General features: G+C 72.5%; 12 protein-coding genes. 4 read left to right on the top strand and 8 right to left on the bottom strand.

What is annotated here, in order from left to right; translation table 11 throughout:
- Window positions 1-90: 90 nt before the first annotated feature.
- Complete coding sequence (locus AB0F70_RS07725) at window positions 91-2,475, bottom strand: ComEC/Rec2 family competence protein (RefSeq protein ID WP_357445659.1); 2,385 nt, start codon at window positions 2,473-2,475, stop codon at window positions 91-93.
- Entirely contained in the window at window positions 2,472-3,476 is a 1,005-nt protein-coding gene (locus tag AB0F70_RS07720) for a helix-hairpin-helix domain-containing protein (protein ID WP_357445656.1), read from the bottom strand. The genes AB0F70_RS07725 and AB0F70_RS07720 overlap by 4 nt, the downstream gene beginning before the upstream one ends.
- A 233-nt stretch (window positions 3,477-3,709) precedes the next feature.
- Between AB0F70_RS07720 and AB0F70_RS07715 the strand changes: the two genes are divergently transcribed.
- Window positions 3,710-4,588, top strand: coding sequence for an alpha/beta hydrolase (locus tag AB0F70_RS07715; protein ID WP_357445653.1), 879 nt, complete (start codon window positions 3,710-3,712; stop codon window positions 4,586-4,588).
- Between the two features lie 27 nt (window positions 4,589-4,615).
- Here AB0F70_RS07715 and AB0F70_RS07710 read toward each other — a convergent pair whose 3' ends face one another.
- Window positions 4,616-5,497 carry a DegV family protein gene (locus tag AB0F70_RS07710; protein WP_357445650.1) on the bottom strand — a complete coding sequence of 294 codons (882 nt, stop codon included), beginning with the start codon at window positions 5,495-5,497 and terminating at the stop codon, window positions 4,616-4,618.
- A gap of 92 nt (window positions 5,498-5,589) precedes the next feature.
- Between AB0F70_RS07710 and AB0F70_RS07705 the strand changes: the two genes are divergently transcribed.
- A complete protein-coding gene (locus tag AB0F70_RS07705; RefSeq protein ID WP_357445647.1) occupies window positions 5,590-7,404 on the top strand; it encodes a helicase HerA-like domain-containing protein in 1,815 nt (604 codons plus the stop codon).
- A 131-nt stretch (window positions 7,405-7,535) separates the two neighbouring features.
- Window positions 7,536-8,402, top strand: a complete 867-nt coding sequence (locus AB0F70_RS07700) for a DUF559 domain-containing protein (protein ID WP_357445644.1) — start codon at window positions 7,536-7,538, stop codon at window positions 8,400-8,402.
- A gap of 61 nt (window positions 8,403-8,463) precedes the next feature.
- On the opposite strand, the gene leuS is transcribed toward AB0F70_RS07700, so the two are convergent.
- The gene (gene leuS, locus AB0F70_RS07695) at window positions 8,464-11,421 is read right to left on the bottom strand and encodes a leucine--tRNA ligase (RefSeq protein WP_357446004.1); all 2,958 of its coding nucleotides are present in this window, start codon (window positions 11,419-11,421) and stop codon (window positions 8,464-8,466) included.
- 126 nt (window positions 11,422-11,547) lie between these two features.
- Between leuS and AB0F70_RS07690 the strand changes: the two genes are divergently transcribed.
- Window positions 11,548-12,894 carry an alkaline phosphatase family protein gene (locus tag AB0F70_RS07690; RefSeq protein WP_357445641.1) on the top strand — a complete coding sequence of 449 codons (1,347 nt, stop codon included), beginning with the start codon at window positions 11,548-11,550 and terminating at the stop codon, window positions 12,892-12,894.
- 108 nt (window positions 12,895-13,002) lie between these two features.
- Here the strand turns inward: AB0F70_RS07690 and AB0F70_RS07685 are convergent, their stop codons facing one another.
- From AB0F70_RS07685 to AB0F70_RS07670, 4 genes are all read right to left on the bottom strand, one after another.
- Entirely contained in the window at window positions 13,003-13,662 is a 660-nt protein-coding gene (locus AB0F70_RS07685) for a vitamin K epoxide reductase family protein (RefSeq protein ID WP_357445638.1), read from the bottom strand.
- A gap of 46 nt (window positions 13,663-13,708) precedes the next feature.
- Window positions 13,709-14,938, bottom strand: a complete 1,230-nt coding sequence (locus AB0F70_RS07680; protein ID WP_357445635.1) for an MFS transporter — start codon at window positions 14,936-14,938, stop codon at window positions 13,709-13,711.
- A gap of 80 nt (window positions 14,939-15,018) precedes the next feature.
- Window positions 15,019-15,726: a metal-dependent transcriptional regulator gene (locus AB0F70_RS07675; RefSeq protein ID WP_357445632.1), complete on the bottom strand. Its 708-nt coding sequence runs from the start codon at window positions 15,724-15,726 to the stop codon at window positions 15,019-15,021.
- A gap of 9 nt (window positions 15,727-15,735) precedes the next feature.
- Window positions 15,736-17,412: a metallophosphoesterase gene (locus AB0F70_RS07670; protein WP_357445629.1), complete on the bottom strand. Its 1,677-nt coding sequence runs from the start codon at window positions 17,410-17,412 to the stop codon at window positions 15,736-15,738.
- Between the last annotated feature and the right edge of the window lie 37 nt (window positions 17,413-17,449).

The following is a 17,449-nucleotide window of genomic DNA, read 5'->3' as shown; positions in this document are numbered from 1 at the left end:
GCGAAGTGTGGCGAGCCTGCGGCCGTACATCGGCGTGACCTGGTACAAGAGGCGCGACGCGTCACACGGGGACTGCCCGGGAGAACTTGCTCAGCAGCCCGCCAGCGACACCTCCTGCCCGCGGACCACGAGTGCCACGGTGCCGCACTGGTCGGTCCGGACGACAGCGGCGCCCAAGCCCGCGTACAGATCGAGTGCCTCGTCGGTGGGGTGGCCGTAGTCGTTGTCCCGACCTGACGAGACCAGCGCCACCGCCGGACGCAGGCGTTCCGCCAGTGCCCGGGACTGTACCGCCGAGCCGTGATGGGCCACCTTGACGACGTCGGTCTGCCCGGCCAGCGGCACCAGCTCCGCCTGACCCGCATCCTCCAGGTCACCGAGCGCGAGCACGTCGAGCCCGCCGGTCCGGGCCGCGAGCACGATGCTCGAGTCGTTCGCGCCCTCGCCCGCACCCGCCAGCAGCACCTGCCAGGTCAGGTACCCCGCCGTCCCCCGGTCCCCCGTCCGCGCGACGCCGACCGGCACACCGGCGGCCGCCAGCGCCGCCCCGGTCGCCGCCGCGTTCGCGGCGGGCTCCGGCACCGGGGACACGAGCGCCGCCGCCACCTCCCGCCCCGCCAGCACCGGCTCGAGGCCGCCCACGTGGTCCGCGTGGAAGTGGCTCAGCACGAGCAGGTCCACCCTGGCCACGCCGAGCTCGTCGAGGCAGCGGCCCGCCGCGGGCCCGTCAGGCCCCACGTCGACCACCACCGCCGACGTCGGCCCCGTGCGCAGCGCCAGCGCGTCCCCCTGCCCGACGTCGCACGCCACCACCAGCCAGTCCCGCGGTATGCCCGGTCGGACGGCGAGGCGCGGCACCGCCACCACGACGACGAGCACCGCCACCGAGCCGGCCGCGAGGAGCGCCACGACGCGCGCCCGGGTGAGCCGCCGTCGCCGCGTGGTGAGCGCCTCGCGCAGGCTCGACCGGGCCGCCGTGCGCCAGGACTCGGGCCAGCCCGGGCGCGGGGCATGCCGCAGCACCACCCACAGCACGACGCCCGTGAGCGCCGCCAGCAGGAGGGCTCCCGGCGGTCCGCCCAACCACGGGACGACGGCGCCGGGGAGCGCGGCGCACCAGTGCGCGACCGCCGCGATCCACCACGTGGCGCCGCTCGCGGCCCAGGCCACGAGGCCGGCGAGCATCGGCAGTTCCGGCGCGAGGACCGTCGCGACGAGCCCGAGCAGCGTCGCTGGCACCAGTGCCGGGGCGGCCAGCAGGTTCGCGAGGACCGACACGGTCGACACCGACGGATCGAGCAGCACCAGCACCGGGCCGCACGCCGCCTGTGCGGCGAGCGGGACCGCCAGGGCAAAGGCGGCTGCGTCCCCCGTCCAGGGCGCGAGCCGGGCGGCCAGCGGCGCCGCGAGCAGCACCAGACCGCCGGTCGCCGCAGCGGACAGCGCGAACCCGAACGAGCGGGCCAGCCACGGGTCCACCACCAGCAGCCCCACGACCGACGCCGCGAGCGCCGGTACCGACTGCGACGGCCGCCCGATGGCGACTCCGGTCAGGGCGAAGGCCGCCATGACAGCGGCGCGGAGCACTGCGGGCTCCGGCCGGACGAGCGCCACGAACGCGAGGGCGGCGAGCGCGACGAGGGCCACCCTGGCCGGCCTCGGCAGCCGGGCCAGCGAGCAGAGCAGGGTCAGGACAGCGACGACCACCGCGAAGTGACCGCCCGAGACTGCGGTGATGTGAGCCAGGCCGGTGCTCCTCATCTCCTCGGCGAGGTCGTCCGGGAGGCGGGTGGTGTCGCCGATGGCGGCGCCCGGGACCAGCCCGCGGCCCTGTGCGGACAGCGGGTCCGTCACGTCGAGGAGTGCCGTGCGGTGGGTGTCGAGCACTCGCAGGCCCGCGGGTGGGGCACGGATCTCGCTCGCGCCGTCGGCGGTCAGGCGGGCGGCCTCCGCCGCGCCGGGGTCGGCGGGCCGCAGCGCGCCCGAGAGGGTCACGGTCGCTCCGTACCGGGGCGCGGTGCTCGACAGCACCTGGACGTGTGCCCGGGCCGCCGAGCCGACGCCGCGCGCTTCGATGGTGCGGGCCGCGAGGACCCAGCGGTACTGCCCCGCCCCGGGGGCGAACGACCCGGGGGCGAACGAGAACGGCTCCGGCTGGGAGACGACCAGGCCGGTGAGGGTCACCGTCACCCGCTGTTCCGCGAGGTCGCCGAGCGGTGCGCGACCCGCGAGCTGCACGTGCGCGGAGACCGTCACTGCCAGGGCGCAGGCGGTGGCGAGGGCCGCGTGCGCGACTGCGGGCCGGCCGACCCTTCGCGTCAGGACCGCCGCGAGCAGCAGGTGGAGGCAGGTGGCCGCGACGAGCGCCGCGGCCGCCCACACCGCCGGGCCGGTCCAGCCCGCCCCTGGCCCGGTCAGCAGCCAGGCCGCCACCCAAACCGCCAGGGCCGCCGGCGCGATCCGCAGGTCGGTCATGGCCCTACCCGTGCGCTGTCGCGGATCTCGGCAAGCGTTGCCGGGCCGATGCCCGGCACGTCCTCCAGCTCGTCGACGCTCGCGAACTGTCCGTTGGCCGTACGCCACTCGACGATCGCCTGGGCGATGGACGGACCGATACCGGGGAGCGTCTCCAGAGCCGCCGCGTCCGCGGTGTTGATGTCGACGGTGGCGCCCGTGGCTCCGTCGCCCGCGCCCGGTCCACCCGTGCCCGGTCCACCCGCGCCCGGTGCGGGCCCACCGGCTCCGGGTGCCGCGGCCCCGGGCGGCTGCTCCCCCGGCCTGGGCACGTAGAGCTGCTCGCCGTCGACGACCGCGCGCGCCAGGTTCACGGCGGTCAGGTCGGCCTTGCGGGTGGTCCCGCCGGCCGCCTCCAGCGCATCGGCCACACGAGCGCCGTCGGGCACCGTGACGAGGCCTGGCTCGGCCACCTCGCCGACGACGTGCACGAGCAGGCCGCCGTCCGCCGCGCCGGTGGAGCCCGGTGCCGGGGCGGCCGGCAACGGACCGCTCGGTGCGGACGGCACCGGCTGCGCGGACGATCCCGCAGGTCCGCCGGTCTGCCCATCCACCGACCCGTCCGCCGCCAGCTGCGTCAGCGGCTCGACGCCGTCGCCGCCGAGGGACAGCGCCGCCACACCCACGCCGAGCAGGAGCACCGCCACCAGCGCGACCACCGCCGTCTTGCCCTTCAAAGCCCACCTGCGGGCGCCCTGCTCGGGCCGGGGGTCGGTCGGGTGGCCGTGCGCGGCCGCGTAGGCCGCGGCCACCCCGGAGGCTGACCGCCTGGAACGCAGCCGGGCCACCAGCTCGTCGGCGTCCGTTCGAGCCTCGTCCGTTCGAGCCTCATCCGTCCGAGCCTCATCCGTCCGAGACTCGTCCGGACTGCCCTGCCCGGGGACCGGACGGCTGCCGGGCCCGCGCACCGGGCTGAACGGCCACGGGTCGGGAAGTCGCTGTTGCGCGGTCTCTGGCTGCATGGTTCAAGACGCTAGGCGTGCCTCGCCGTCCTCCGGTGACCTCAGTGGCCCACCTGTGCACAGACACGGAAAAACGCGAGCTGTGGTCGGGCTCGCAGCCGCACCGGGCCGTCGCGAGGGTCCGCGCGCGTGACCGACAGGTTCCGCCGGCGGTCGCCGATGAGTTCTTCCCGGGGCCGTCGTCTGACCTGGTAGCGAGCGCGAGAAGCGCCACCGAGTCAGGAGCGAACACGATGACGGACAAGAAGACCCTCACCCTCGAGGTGCCGAGCGGCGTCCTCACCTACGACGTGCGCGAGGCCGCGACGCCGTCCGACGAGCCGCCGCTGGTGCTGATCGGCCTCCCGATGGGAGCGGAAGGCTTTGTCACGCTCGCGGGCCACTTCACGGACCGGACCGTCGTCACGTACGACCCCCGTGGCGTCGAGCGCAGCACCCGGGACCTCGGCACCGAGACCGAGCTGCCCGGCGTCGCGACCCATGCCGAGGACGTGCACCGCGTCATCGAGGCGGTCGGCGGTGGACCGGTCGACCTGTTCGCGTCCAGCGGCGGCGCGGTGGTTGCGCTCGAGCTCGCGGCAGCCCATCCGGAGGACGTGCGCATGGTCGTCGCGCACGAGCCGCCCCTGGCCACCGCGCTCCCCGACCGGGAGGCGATGACCGCCGCCATGACGGACATGCACGACACCTACCAGGCGAAGGGCTTCGGCGCCGCCATGGCGAAGTTCATCACCGTGCTCATGGCAGAGGGCGAGCTCACCGCGGACTACGCGAAGCAGCCCGACCCCGACCCTGCCGCGTTCGGCCTGCCGACCGAGGACGACGGCTCGCGCGACGACCTGATGTTCGGCGTGAACATGCTGGTGCTGCCGCCGTACGAGCCGCGGTACGAGACCATCGCGGCGGGCTCTCCCCACGTGGTGATCGCCGTCGGCGCGGACACGGGCGAGCAGATGACCGGCCGCGCCGCTCGCGGGGCGGCCGCGCGGCTCGGCTCCGAACCGGTCGTCTTCCCGGGCGGGCACGGTGGGTTCAGCGGCGGCGAGTACGGCCAGCCCGCCGACAAGCCCGTGGAGTTCGCGGCGAAGCTGCGCGAGGTCCTGACCAGCTGAGCGCCGGCCGAGCCGAGCTCCCGAGCCTCAGTGCGCGTGGTCGCCCAGGTCGGCGACGACCACCGCGAGCGTGCCCGGGCCGACGTGAACTCCCAGCACCGCGCTCAGCGGTGTGACCTCGACGTCTACCCGGGTGCGCGTGTGCAGGCGGCCCGCGAGGGCGAGCGCCCGGTCGTGCGCGCCGAAGTGGTGCACGGCGACGACCGGTCGCGTCGCCCCGGCGACAAAACCTGCGGCCTGCTCCAGGAGGCGCTCGGCACCGGCCGCTCGGGTCCGCACCCGCTGAGAGAGCTCCACGGCGCCGTCCGACAGCTTCAGGATCGGCTTGACCCCGAGGACCGTGCCGAGCGCCGCCGCCGGGCCGGACAGCCGGCCGCCGCGACGCAGGTGCTCCAAGGTGTCGACGACGAACAGGGCGTGCGCGGTCCCGGCGACCTCGATGGCCCGGGCGGCCACGTGGGCGGCGTCGGCCCCGGCGGCGGCACACTCCGCGGCGGCCCGGGCGGCGAAGCCGAGGCCTGCCGCGCCGGTCCGCGAGTCGACGGCGCGCACCTGCAGGGGCGACCGCGCCGCGGCCGTACCAGCGGAGCCGACCGTGCCGGACAGCGCCCCTGACAGGTGGACCGACACGATGGACCGGGCGCCCTCGTCACCGAGGCTGCGGTAGACGGCCGCGAACGCCTCCGGGGGCGGCTGGGACGTGGTCATCTGAGCGCCCCCGGCGACCAGCTCCGCCAGCCGCTCCGGCGTGACGTCCTCACCTTCCGCGTAGACCTCGTCGCCCACGAGGACACGCAAGGGCACCACGACCGGGCCGCCCGAGAGGCCGGTGGGCAGGCAGGCGGTCGAGTCGGTGACGACCCGCACCTCCTGGGGTGCCGGGCGGGATGTACGACGTCGGGTGCGCATGACCGCGCCACTCTATCCGCGCGAGGATCCGGACGACGAAACCGCCTGTTCTCCCCGCGCGCGGCGCGCCGGGCCGACTTAGCATCCGAGACATGTCCGATGCATCGAAGCCCGACCTCGCCGCACTGCGGGAGGCTGCCGCGGCAGCCCAGAAGGCCCTCGACGATGCGGAGCGCGCCGCCGAGCCGACCCCGGCGTCCCCTGCGGATCCGGCCGCCGCTGAACCGGCTGGCACCGAACCTGTCGCCGCTGTACCGGCTGTCGCCGAACCGCCCGCCGGTCCCGCCGCCGCCCAGTCCGGCGCATCCGTCGCCGTCCAGGGCTACGCGGCCGAGGTGGCCGCGGGCTATGCGGCGGAGGCCACCCTCCCGCTGGGCGCCCTGCTCGAGGGTGAGCCGGGCGGGGACGCCAACCCGAACCCGCAGGTCCAGGTCGGTTTCGCGCTCTCGATGCTGAACCGGCACGGCCTCGTGGCGGGCGCGACGGGCACCGGCAAGACCAAGACCCTGCAGGGCATGGCCGAGGGGCTCTCCCTGGCCGGCGTGCCCGTCTTCCTCGCGGACGTCAAGGGCGACCTGTCCGGGCTCGCGCTCCCCGGTCCCGACAACCCGAAGGTCGCGGAGCGCGCCGCGAGCATCGGGCAGGACTGGACGCCCACCCAGTACCCGGTCGAGTTCTACTCGCTGGGCGGGATCGGCAAGGGCGTCCCGATCCGCACGACGGTCACGGACTTCGGGCCGCTGCTGATGTCCAAGGTGCTCGGCCTCAACGAGACGCAGGAGTCGAGTCTCACGCTGATCTTCCACTGGGCCGACAAGAAGGGTCTCGCGCTGCTGGACCTCAAGGACCTGCAGTCGGTGATCGCCCACCTGACCTCGGACGAGGGCAAGGGTGAGCTCAAGGGAATCGGCGGCGTCTCGGCGGCGACGGCGGGCGTCATCCTGCGCGAGATCGTGGGTCTGGAGGGTCAGGGCGCCGACGTCTTCTTCGGGGAGCCCGCCTTCTCGACGTCGGACCTGATCGCCACCAGGGGCGACCTCGGTGTACTGAGCGTGCTGGAGCTGCCTGCCGTGCAGGACCGGCCGCAGCTGTTCTCGACCTTCCTGATGTGGCTGCTCGCGGACCTCTTCCAGGAGCTGCCCGAGGTCGGCGACGTCGACAAGCCGAAGCTCGTGTTCTTCTTCGACGAGGCGCACCTGCTGTTCGCGGGCGCCTCGAAGGACTTCCTGCAGCAGGTCGTCCAGACGGTCCGGCTGATCCGGTCCAAGGGCGTCGGCGTCTTCTTCGTGACGCAGTCGCCGAAGGACGTGCCGTCCGACGTCCTGGCCCAGCTCGGCAACCGGGTGCAGCACGCGCTGCGTGCCTTCACACCCGACGACGCCACCGCGCTCCGGGCCGCCGCGCGCACCTTCCCCACGTCGCCGTACGACCTGGAGCGTCTGCTGCAGGAGCTCGGCACCGGCGAGGCGGTGGTCACCGTACTGACCGAGCAGGGTGCGCCCTCGCCGGTCGCGTGGACCCGGGTGCGGGCCCCGCAGGCCTCGATGGATCCGGCAGGCGACGCTGAGATCGACCGGGTGGTGGCCGCGTCAGCCGGTCAGGCGAAGTACGGCACCGCTGTCGACGCGGAGTCGGCGTTCGAGCTGCTCCAGGCGAAGGCCCAGGAACAGGCTGCGGGGCACGCCGCGGCCGACGGCGAGACCTCGGCCGCCGAGGACGAGCGCGAGATCGCGAAGGAGCGCGCCAAGCTCGAACGGGAGGCCGCTACCCGCGAAAGGGCGGAGGCACGGCACAAGGAGCAGACCGCCCGGGAGCGCAACCGCGTGGTCGGATCGCTGGCAAGAACGGCGGGCACGGTCATAGTCCGAGAGCTAACCCGCTCCCTCTTCGGCACCCGCCGCCGCTAACCCTCCGTTGAGTGCTGGATTTTCGCCCCTTTCTTTGCTTCAGAGGGGCGAGAATCCAGCACTCAACTTTTGGGACAAAGAAGAGCTGTGGATAGGCGGCGAGGAGAGACATCCGCTTCCAGCATGGAGTGGTGTCATCCATCATCTTTACAGTCGAAGAGGCTCAGGCTCTCGACCTCACACCAAAGCAGATCCGAAACACACGCTTCGCCGCACCGACAACGGGCGTCAGAGTCGACGGCACGAACCCATCACTGATCGACCGCTGCCGGGCGATAGCGCGGGTCGTGCACCCGAATGCGGCATTCGCCAGAACGACGGCGCTGCGCCTGCACGGCATCGACATCCCTTGGCAGCTCGAGGACGATCACGCCATCCACGTCGTCACGCCGCGCCGAGGCGAACGGCCACAGCGATTCGCCATCGCTCCGCACTTCTGCGGACAGAAGCAGATCGACGTCCTCGACCGCTTCGGCCTGCGAATCACGTCGGCTCCGCAGACCTGGCTCCAGGTGGCGCACCGTTTGGACAGGAGCAGCCTGGTCAGGCTCGGGGATGCGATGACACGCCGCAAGAATCCTGTGACCACGACCGACGCGTTGAGCTTCCTGATGCGCGAAACCTTCAAGATGAAAGGGCTCGCGCTCTGCAGGGAGGCGATCGAACTGATCCGGCCGGGAACTGACTCCCCGATGGAGACCGATCTGCGACTGCTCATAGTCGACGCCGGACTGCCCGAGCCCTTGGTCAATGTCCCTGCGCTGGATGAAGACGGCCTGTTCCTCGCGCTGCCGGACTTGTCATACCCGCACCTCAAGATCGCCATCGAGTACGACGGCGACCACCACCGCACCGACCCGGCGACCTGGCGTCGCGATGTCGAGCGCCGGCAGCGCCTGGAGGACGCGGGATGGCTGATCATCACGGCGACTGCAGACGATGTCATCCGGTACCCCGAGCGTCTGCTGCGCCGCATCCGCACAGCCCTAGAGCGTTGAGTGCTGGATTTTCGCCCCTGTGTGGTGCGAGAAGGGGCGAAGATCCAGCACTCAACGAGGGTCAGGCCGGGACTATGTTGACCAGCTTCGGGGCGCGGACGATCACCTTGCGGACACCGCGGCCGTCCAGGAACTTGACCACGTTCGGCTCGCTGAGCGCCGCCGCCTCCAGGTCCTCCGCGGAGATGTCCGGGGCGACCTCGAACCGCGCGCGCACCTTGCCCTGGACCTGGACCACGCAGGTCACGGTGTCCTGGACCAGGTACTGCGCCTCGGCCGTCGGGAACGGCGTGTGCGCCAGCGACTCCTCGTGCCCGAGCCGCGACCACAGCTCCTCCGCGATGTGCGGCGCGATGGGCGCCGTCATCAGGACCAGCGGCTCGACGGCGGAGCGCGGCACGGCCGACAGCCCCGTCAGGTGGTTGTTCAGCGTGATGAGCTTGGCGATCGCCGTGTTGGGCCGCATGTGCTCCATCTCGACGCGGACGTCGGCGATGGCGCGGTGCACGGCGCGCAGGGTCGCGGTGTCCGGCTCGTCGTCGGTCACCGTGAGCTCACCGGTCTCCTCCGAGACGACGTTCCGCCAGAGCCGCTGCAGGAACCGCTGCGAGCCGACGACGGCACGGGTGTCCCACGGGCGCGACAGGTCCAGCGGGCCCATCGACATCTCGTAGACGCGGAACGTGTCGGCGCCGTACTGCTCGTACATGTCGTCGGGCGTCACGACGTTCTTGAGCGACTTGCCCATCTTGCCGTACTCGCGGTTGACGGGCTGGCCCTGCCAGGTGAAGCCGGTCTGCTCGTCGCCCTCGACCTCCTCGGCGGTCACGTACTGGCCGCGTGAGTCGGTGTAGGCGTAGGCCTGGATGTAGCCCTGGTTGAACAGCTTGCCGAACGGCTCGATGCTCGTCACGTGGCCCAGGTCGAACAGGACCTTGTGCCAGAACCGCGCGTACAGCAGGTGCAGCACCGCGTGCTCGACGCCGCCCACGTACAGGTCGACGCCGCCCGCGGGCCCGGACGTCGGGTTGTGCTGCGGCCCGAGCCAGTACTGCTCGAGCTCGGGGAGCGCGGCGGCCGTGGTCTCGGTGGGGTCGAGGTAGCGCAGGTAGTACCAGCACGACCCGGCCCAGTTGGGCATGGTGTTGGTGTCGCGGCGGTACTTCTTGGGCCCGTCGCCCAGGTCGAGCGTGACGTAGACCCAGTCGTCGTTGCGGCCCAGCGGCGCCTCCGGCTCGGAGTTGGCGTCCTCCGGGTCGAAGGTGCGCGGCGCGTAGTCCGGCACGTCGGGCAGGTTCACCGGGAGCAGCTCGTCGGGGATCGCCACCGGACGGTCGTTCTCGTCCCAGACCACGGGGAACGGCTCGCCCCAGTAGCGCTGGCGGCTGAACAGCCAGTCGTTGAGGCGGTAGGTCGTGGTGCCCTCGCCGATGTTCTTGCTCTCCAGCCAGGCGATGATCTTCGCCTTGGCGTCGACGACGCCGAGCCCGTCCAGCGAGATCTCGTCGTTCGAGGAGCGGACGGCGACGCCGTCACCCGCGTACGCGCCGACGTGGTCCGCGGGCAGCCCGCCCTCGGGCTCGACCGTGTGGATGACCGGGAGGTCGTAGGCCTCGGCGAACGCGAAGTCACGCTCGTCACCACCCGGCACGGCCATGATGGCGCCGGTGCCGTAACCCATGAGCACGTAGTCCGCGGTGAACACCGGGACCTGCAGCCCGCTGGTCGGGTTGACGGCCAGGTGTCCGGTGAACACGCCCGTCTTCTTGCCCGCGTCGGCCTGGCGTTCGACGGCGGTCTTCGCGGACGCCTCGCGGCGGTAGGCGGCGACGGCCGCGATCGGGGTGTCGTACCCACTGGTCCAGCTGCTGCGCGTGCCGTCGGGCCAGGCGGAGGGCACCTCGTCGAGGAGCGGGTGCTCCGGGGCGACCACCATGAAGGTGGCGCCGAACAGGGTGTCGGGGCGGGTGGTGAAGACCTCGAGCGTCCCAGCTGCGCCGGCCGGGTCGCCCTCGGCGGTCCCGACGACGTCGAACCGCACGTTGGCGCCGATGGACCGGCCGATCCAGTTGCGCTGCATCGACTTGACCTTGTCCGGCCAGTCGATCAGCTCCAGGTCGTCGGCCAGGCGGTCCGCGTACGCGGTGATGCGCATCTTCCACTGGCGCAGGTTGCGCTGGAAGACGGGGTAGTTGCCGCGCTCGGACCTGCCGTCCGCGGTGACCTCCTCGTTGGCCAGCACCGTGCCCAGGCCCGGGCACCAGTTCACCGGGGAGGAGTCGACGTAGGCGAGGCGCTGCGTGTCGATGACGTCGCGCTGCTCCTCCGCGCTGAGCGCCGACCAGACCGCGCCGCCGGCGTTGTCGCCGTCGTGCCCGGGGACGGGACGCGTGCCGGCGGCCAGCTCGTCGCGCAGCTCGGAGATGCGCCGGGCCCGCCCGCGGCCGGTGCCAGAACCCGTCGAGGGGCCGGGACGCTCGGCCTCGGCGTCGTACCAGGAGTCGAAGATCTGCAGGAAGATCCACTGCGTCCAGCGGACGTACTCGGGGTCGATCGTCGCGAAGGTGCGGCGCGAGTCGTGGCCCAGCCCGAGGCGGCGCAGCTGGCGCCGCATGTTGATGATGTTGGCCTCGGTGGTCACGCGCGGGTGCTGTCCGGTCTGGACCGCGTACTGCTCGGCGGGCAGGCCGAACGCGTCGTAGCCCAGCGCGTGCAGCACGTTGTCGCCGCACATGCGGCGGAAGCGCCCGGTCACGTCCGTGGCGATGTAGCCCAGCGGGTGGCCGACGTGCAGCCCCGCACCCGAGGGGTACGGGAACATGTCCATGATGAAGTACGGGTCACCCTCGGCCGGGCTCCCGCCCGGCCCCGTAAGTCGCCCCTGCGGGTTCGCCGCGTGGAAGGTTCCGCGCTCCTCCCAGACGTCCTGCCAGCGCAGCTCGATCTGCTGCGCGAGGGTCGGGGTGTAGCGGAAACGGGGCTCGTCCGAAGACGTGGTGCGCTCGGGTGCGTCGGGCATGGTCACCCGCCCGAGTCTACCGACCGACGGGGTCGCCGCCCCTCGCTCGTCCACAGGGTGAAGGTTCATCCGACATTCGCTCGCACCTCCCCCGAAGTTCCCTCCTCGAGTGCTCGAATTGCCCGCATGATGCCCTCGTTGCGAAAGATCCTCGCCACCAGCATCGCCGCCACCCTCGTGTGGACGGCCTCGACCGCCGCCGCCGCGCCGTTGCCCGCGGACGACGCCGACCCTGCCCTCGCCTCCACCACCGGCTCCAGCACTGGCTCTGCCGGGAACGGCCCGGCCGACCATGTCGTCTTCCTGGCACTGGACGGGTTCGACGTCGAGTACCTCGACCTGGTCCGGGACGGAACGGCGCCCATGCCGAACCTCCGACAGCTCCTGCGCCGGGGCAGCGTCACCACCTCGACCGGCGTGATGACCTCGATCACCAACCCGTCGTGGTCGTCGGTGGCGACCGGCGCCTGGCCGGAGACCCACCGCAACACCGCCTACTGGTTCGACCCGGCCACCGGCACGGCCAGGGGCCAGCAGCGTGACCTCGCCGTGCCGACCATCGCCCAGTCGGTCCGCGAGCAGGGCGGCACCGTGTTCTCCGCGCAGTGGTTCATCCTGCAGAACTACGGCGTCACCTACGGCGACCCGGACGGTCTGTACACCCAGCCGGGCGGCGACTGCGCCCGCCGCACCGACGACGCCGTCGCCGTGCTCCGCGGTGAGCCCGTCAGCTCAGGTGGGCAGCTGGTCACCGCGAACGGCATCCCCGAGCTCATGACCGTCTACTGCGACACCCTCGACGCGATAGGGCACGAGGGCGGCGACGCGGACCCGCGCCTCCCCGGCGCCCTCACCGAGATCGACCGGCAGCTCGGACGCATCGTGCAGGCCACGAAGGACGCCGGGACCTACGGCCGCACCGCGTTCGTCATCACCGGCGACCACGGCATGACCACGTTCGACGAGGGCTTCGGCGCCGAGGCGCTGGCCGCGATCGAGGCGGCGGGCTTCGTTCCCCAGATCCTGACCAGCGGACAGTCGCCGGCCCCCGGCACCGACGTCGCGATAGTCGTCGGCGGCGTCGCGGACGTGCGGATCATCGGCGAGCGCGCGGGTGATCCCGCCGCCGTCCGACAGCTACGGGCGGCGCTGGAGGCGCTGCCGCAGGTGCGGAACGTCTTCGACAAGCCTGACCAGCGCCGTATGCGCATGAGCCCGAACTACGGCGACCTCATCGTCGAGCCGGAGCCGGGCTGGTCGTTCGGCGCCACGCCCGCCGGGCCCGCCGGTCGGCACGGCGCCACCACGGAGTTGCGCGTCCCGCTGGTGCTGGCGGGCGCCGGCGTCCGGCCGGGCGTGCACCCCTGGAGGCCGCGCCACATCGACATCGCGCCGACGATCTCGGCACTGCTGGGCTACGCGCCGCCGTCGGGCAGCGAGGGCAGGACGCTGCGCGAGTCACTGAGGCGCTGACGGCGGTCGCGAGGCGACAGTACGGATGCGGGGTGTGTTGCTGTGTGTGGACAATGTCGACGCACAGCAACACGCCCCGCCCGGTACCTGTTTCCCTGGAGGACGGCGTCAGAACGAGTCGACGAGGGGCCCGCCCACAGCGAGCATCAGCCACGCCACGGCCGCGACGTAGCCGATGATCAGGATGATGCCGCGATTGCCGACGATCGCGTCCCGCAGGCCGGCGCCGACCGCGAAGTCACCGGACTGCACACCCCGCACCAGCTGGAACCAGAGCAGCGGCCACATGATGGTCCACACGATCATGCAGGCCGGGCACAGCGCGACGATGACGTAGAAGCTGGTCGCCATCAGGAAGAACACGAGCGCCTGGCCCACCAGGGTCCCGACGAGCAGCGACACCCAGTACCAGCGGGGCAGCCGGGCGCCGACCAGCACCACGACGCCGGTGGTGATGACGACGGGGAACGCCGCCAGACCTAGGTAAGGGTTCGGGAAGCCGAGCAGCGCACCCTGCCACGAGTCCATGGCGGCGCTGCACGTGACGAAGAGGTTGATCGTGCACGACGCCGTCCGATCGGGTTCGACGAACGCCAGGTACTTCTCGATCGCCAACCACATCGAGCCGGCGAACCCGACGGCGCCCAGCACCACCAGGAGCAGCCCGAGGGTCCGCCCGCTGAGGGGCGCAGGGCCCGGCACGACAACGTCGTTCTGGCCGCTGATCGCACTGTCCGACGACGTCGTGGTCGCCCCGGTATCGGTCACACGGCTAACGCTACCGGCCAAGTCTGGGACATTGCTGAAATCAAGGTCACAGAGCGGTCTCCGCCGGCTGGTGGGCGACCCGCTGCCGCCCGAACGCCAGGATCAGGGCAAGGCCGAGAACGGTGACCACCACCCCGGCCCAGGCCGGCGCGAGGTAGCCCCAGCCGGCGTCGATCACGACGCCGCCCAGGAACGCTCCGGCACCGTTGGCCACGTTGAGCCCGGCGTGGCACAGGGCAGCGCCGAGCGACGGCGCGCCGGGCGACAGGTCCATGAGCCGGGTCTGGAACGCGAGGCCAAGGATCTGCGACGTCACACCGAGCAGGAACAGCGAGGCCAGCGCGGGCACCACCCAGCCACCGGTCAGGGCGAACAGCACCAGCGAGGCGGCGGTCGTCGCGAAGCCGATCACCACGGCGCGCAGCACACCGCGGTCGGCCAGCCGGCCGCCGATCTGCATGCCAACGGTCATCCCGACGCCGAACAGCGCGAGCACCCAGGGCACCGCCCCGCCGGGCAGGCCGGTCACGCCGGTCATGGTGGGGGCCACGTAGGTGTAGACCGCGAACATGCCGCCGAAGCCGATGGCGCCCGCGACGAACGCGAACCACAGGGGCACGTTCCGCAGCGTCGCCAGCTCGGTGCGCACCGAACGCCCGGGCCCGCCGGCGGCGTCCGGCACGAGCCGCCACAGCCCGAGCAGGGTGGCGATGCCGAGCGCGCCGATCAGCACGTAGGACGTGCGCCACCCGAAGGTCTGGCCGACCCAGGTGGACAGCGGGACACCGACGATGTTCGCGATGGTCAGGCCCGTCATCATGGTCGCGACGGCACGTCCGCGCTGAGCAGGCCCCGCGACGGCGGCGCCCACGGCCGCGCCGACGCCGAAGAACGCGCCGTGCGGGAGCCCCGCGAGGAACCGGCCGACGACGAGCCAGCCGATGTCCGGCGCCGCCGCGGACAGCACGTTCGCGAGCGTGTAGGCGCCCATCAGCACGAGCAGCAGGCGCTTGCGCGACATGCGCGCCGCGGCGACGGTCAGCAGCGGCGCCCCGACGACGACACCGAGCGCGTACGCCGTGATGGTGTGCCCGACCTGCGGGTCGGTCGCGCCGAGGTCGGCGCCGACGTCGGGCAGCAGGCCCATCGCCGCGAACTCGGTGGTACCGATGGTGAAGCCGCCGACGGCCAGGGCGACGAGCGCGGGCGCCGCGCGGCGCATCGAGCTCTTGCCGGACGTCTCGTCGGGAGCAGGCTGTGAGGGGCTGGTCGCCATGGGGTCTCCAGGGGTGTCGTATCGATTCGGGAGGACCGTCGGCGACACCGGCGACGAGCAAGAGGGGAACGGAGAGGAGACTACTCCTGCGTGACCCAGACGCGGGAAGCCGCCAGCAGGCCGAGATCGGCCACCCGCTCGGAGGCACCGGCCGGCTCGCCGGTCGCCTGCCACGACACCGCTACCGTGCCGGCGAACTCCCGCCGCGTCGTGACCTCCACCCGCATGTCCAGGTCCAGGCCGAGCTCGGCGAGATAGCGCAACGCCTCGGGGTCGGCGTCGGAGATGCGGGCCACCGTGCCGGCGTCACCGGCATGCATCGACGACAGGGGTACGGCGGAGGGCCGCACCACCGTGCCGTCCGCCGCCGGGATCGGGTCGCCGTGCGGATCGCGCGACGGGTTGCCCAGCCGTGCGGCCATCCGTTCGACGAAGACGTCCGACACGGCGTGCTCCAGCACCTCCGCCTCGTCGTGCACCTCGTCCCACCCGTAACCGAGCTGGTCCACGAGGAAGGTCTCCAGGAGCCGGTGCCTGCGCACCATCACGAGGGCGAGACGGCGCCCGTCGTCGGTCAGGCGGATCGCGCCGTACCGCTCGTGCTCCAGCAGGCCCTGCCCGGACAGGCGGCGCACCGTCTCCGAGACCGTGGAGGCGCCCACACCCAGCCGGTCGGCGAGATGCTTGGTGGTCACCTTCTCGTCCGACCACTCCTGGGCAGACCACACCGCCTTCAGGTAGTCCTGGGCGACGGGCGTCAGCTCGGCCGGGTCGGTTGCGATCTCCACGGGCCAAGCCTAGTTGTCCTGCGCGGACGGCGACGGGGCCGACCCGATGCCGGACAACACACCACCGACGTCGTCGCCGGGAACCTCGTCGGGCAGCGGGACCGTGGGCGGGAACGACTGCCGCTCGCCCACCACCGCCTCCCCCTCCGTCGTGACCTCGACCAGCTGCCAGTCCACGAACTGACGGCGCTCGGGGTCGAACCGCAGCACGGTCATCTCCGACGAGTCCCGCAGCGGCCCCACCGACGTGTTGCCCTTCGTCGCCCCGCCCGTGCTGGCGTTCACGTACCGCACGCCGTACCCCACGACGTCCGGCCCGATCCGCTTGTGCATGTGCCCGGAGATCTGGAACGGCACGCAGCCCGACTCCAGCGCCGCGTCACCCACCGCAGGCTGATGGATCAGCAGCAGGTCGACACGGTCCTCCGCCGTGAACCCGCCGAGCCCCGGCTCCCCCGCCGCGTCGCACGCCACGTCCCGCAGGCGGGCGCCGGCCTCCTCCGGCGTCTCCTCACGGGCCATCACCGTGCCGCCACCGATCCGCGTCTCCAGCGGGTCCCGGTCGCCGAGGATCCGCACACCCTCCACCTCGACCACTTCGCCGTCCAGCACGATCTGCCGGTTCGCGAGCTCTGTAGCGGTCGTCAGGCGGGAGTCGTGGTTGCCGTCCGAGACCACGAACGGGACCCCGTCGGGTACGGCGGACGCGAACGAGTCCACGCACACCGACTCCACGCTCGTACCGTTGATCGTCGTGTCCCCGGCATTCAGCATGACGTCCGGCCCCAGCCGATCGGCCAGGTCACGGATCAACGGCGTCATCCCCGTGTTGCAGTGCAGGTCCGAGACCAGCAGTAACGTCACGTAGTCGGCTCCCTCCGGGCTTGCCGACGCCGAACCCGTCGGTTCCGGACCGCTCTCCGCCTCCTCCTGCTGCGCGACCCGCGCCTCCCACGCCTCGTTCAGCCGCTCACGCGCCCCCGCGTAGAACACCTCGTTCGCCTGATACGTCTCGACCAGCTGGCCGCTGTACGTGTCGATGACGCTCGCCAGGCGGCCCGTGATGCGCGCACCCTCCAGCGCCGTCCCCGCGAACACCGGCGAAGCCGGCAGCGCGGCCCTCTCGTCCGGCCCGGCGCTCGCTGTGACGGTCGCGGCCACGAGCACGGCGACGAGCACCCCGCCGGTGATCTTCCCGGTGCGCGGCGTGAGCGTCCGGCCGAGCTCCCGGCGTCGGGCAGGGCCGAGCAGGACCCGCAGGCCGAACCCGGCGGCGACCAGCACCACTGCCGCCACGCCCGCGCCGCGGAGCGCGTCCCAGGTCAGTGCCCACGCGACGGTCCGCACCGTCTGCTGCGGGCTGCCGAAGAACTGGAGGTACCCGTCGAGGTCGCCCACGAGCGCGTCGAAGCTGGCGGTGTCCACCGCCGAGAGGTCGGCGGGGATCTCGTGCACGGTGATCCGCACCCCGAGCGTGAGCGGCAGCGGGGAGTCGGTGACGACGGTGCCGAGCGGGCCGAGATCCGCGACCAGTCTGTCGTCCGCGGTGACCGAGTACGTGGCCTCGTGCGGGCCGAGGCTCAGGTCTGCCTGCGCGGTGGTGATCCCGAACGTGAGGGCCACCAGGGCTGCGGCTACGCCGGTCAGGGTCCAGCGCAGCCAGTGGGGCGGGTTGGTACGACTCATCGGCTCTACCTTGTCACGGGGTGCGCCCACCCGCGGC

Source organism: Promicromonospora sp. NPDC023805 (assembly GCF_040639635.1).
Lineage (GTDB): Bacteria > Actinomycetota > Actinomycetes > Actinomycetales > Cellulomonadaceae > Promicromonospora.
Note: the sequence above shows the minus strand (reverse complement) of the source record. Positions and strands in the feature narration are given on the sequence as shown.

Bases quoted from the DNA above. Each gene is read 5' to 3' on its own strand.
- AB0F70_RS07720 (WP_357445656.1), bottom strand. From the start codon at position 3,476: ATGCAGCCAGAGACCGCGCAACAGCGACTTCCCGACCCGTGGCCGTTC.
- AB0F70_RS07690 (WP_357445641.1), top strand. From the start codon at position 11,548: ATGATGCCCTCGTTGCGAAAGATCCTCGCCACCAGCATCGCCGCCACC.
- AB0F70_RS07725 (WP_357445659.1), bottom strand. From the start codon at position 2,475: ATGACCGACCTGCGGATCGCGCCGGCGGCCCTGGCGGTTTGGGTGGCG.
- leuS (WP_357446004.1), bottom strand. From the start codon at position 11,421: ATGCCCGACGCACCCGAGCGCACCACGTCTTCGGACGAGCCCCGTTTC.
- AB0F70_RS07670 (WP_357445629.1), bottom strand. From the start codon at position 17,412: ATGAGTCGTACCAACCCGCCCCACTGGCTGCGCTGGACCCTGACCGGC.
- AB0F70_RS07715 (WP_357445653.1), top strand. From the start codon at position 3,710: ATGACGGACAAGAAGACCCTCACCCTCGAGGTGCCGAGCGGCGTCCTC.
- AB0F70_RS07710 (WP_357445650.1), bottom strand. From the start codon at position 5,497: ATGCGCACCCGACGTCGTACATCCCGCCCGGCACCCCAGGAGGTGCGG.
- AB0F70_RS07680 (WP_357445635.1), bottom strand. From the start codon at position 14,938: ATGGCGACCAGCCCCTCACAGCCTGCTCCCGACGAGACGTCCGGCAAG.
- AB0F70_RS07705 (WP_357445647.1), top strand. From the start codon at position 5,590: ATGTCCGATGCATCGAAGCCCGACCTCGCCGCACTGCGGGAGGCTGCC.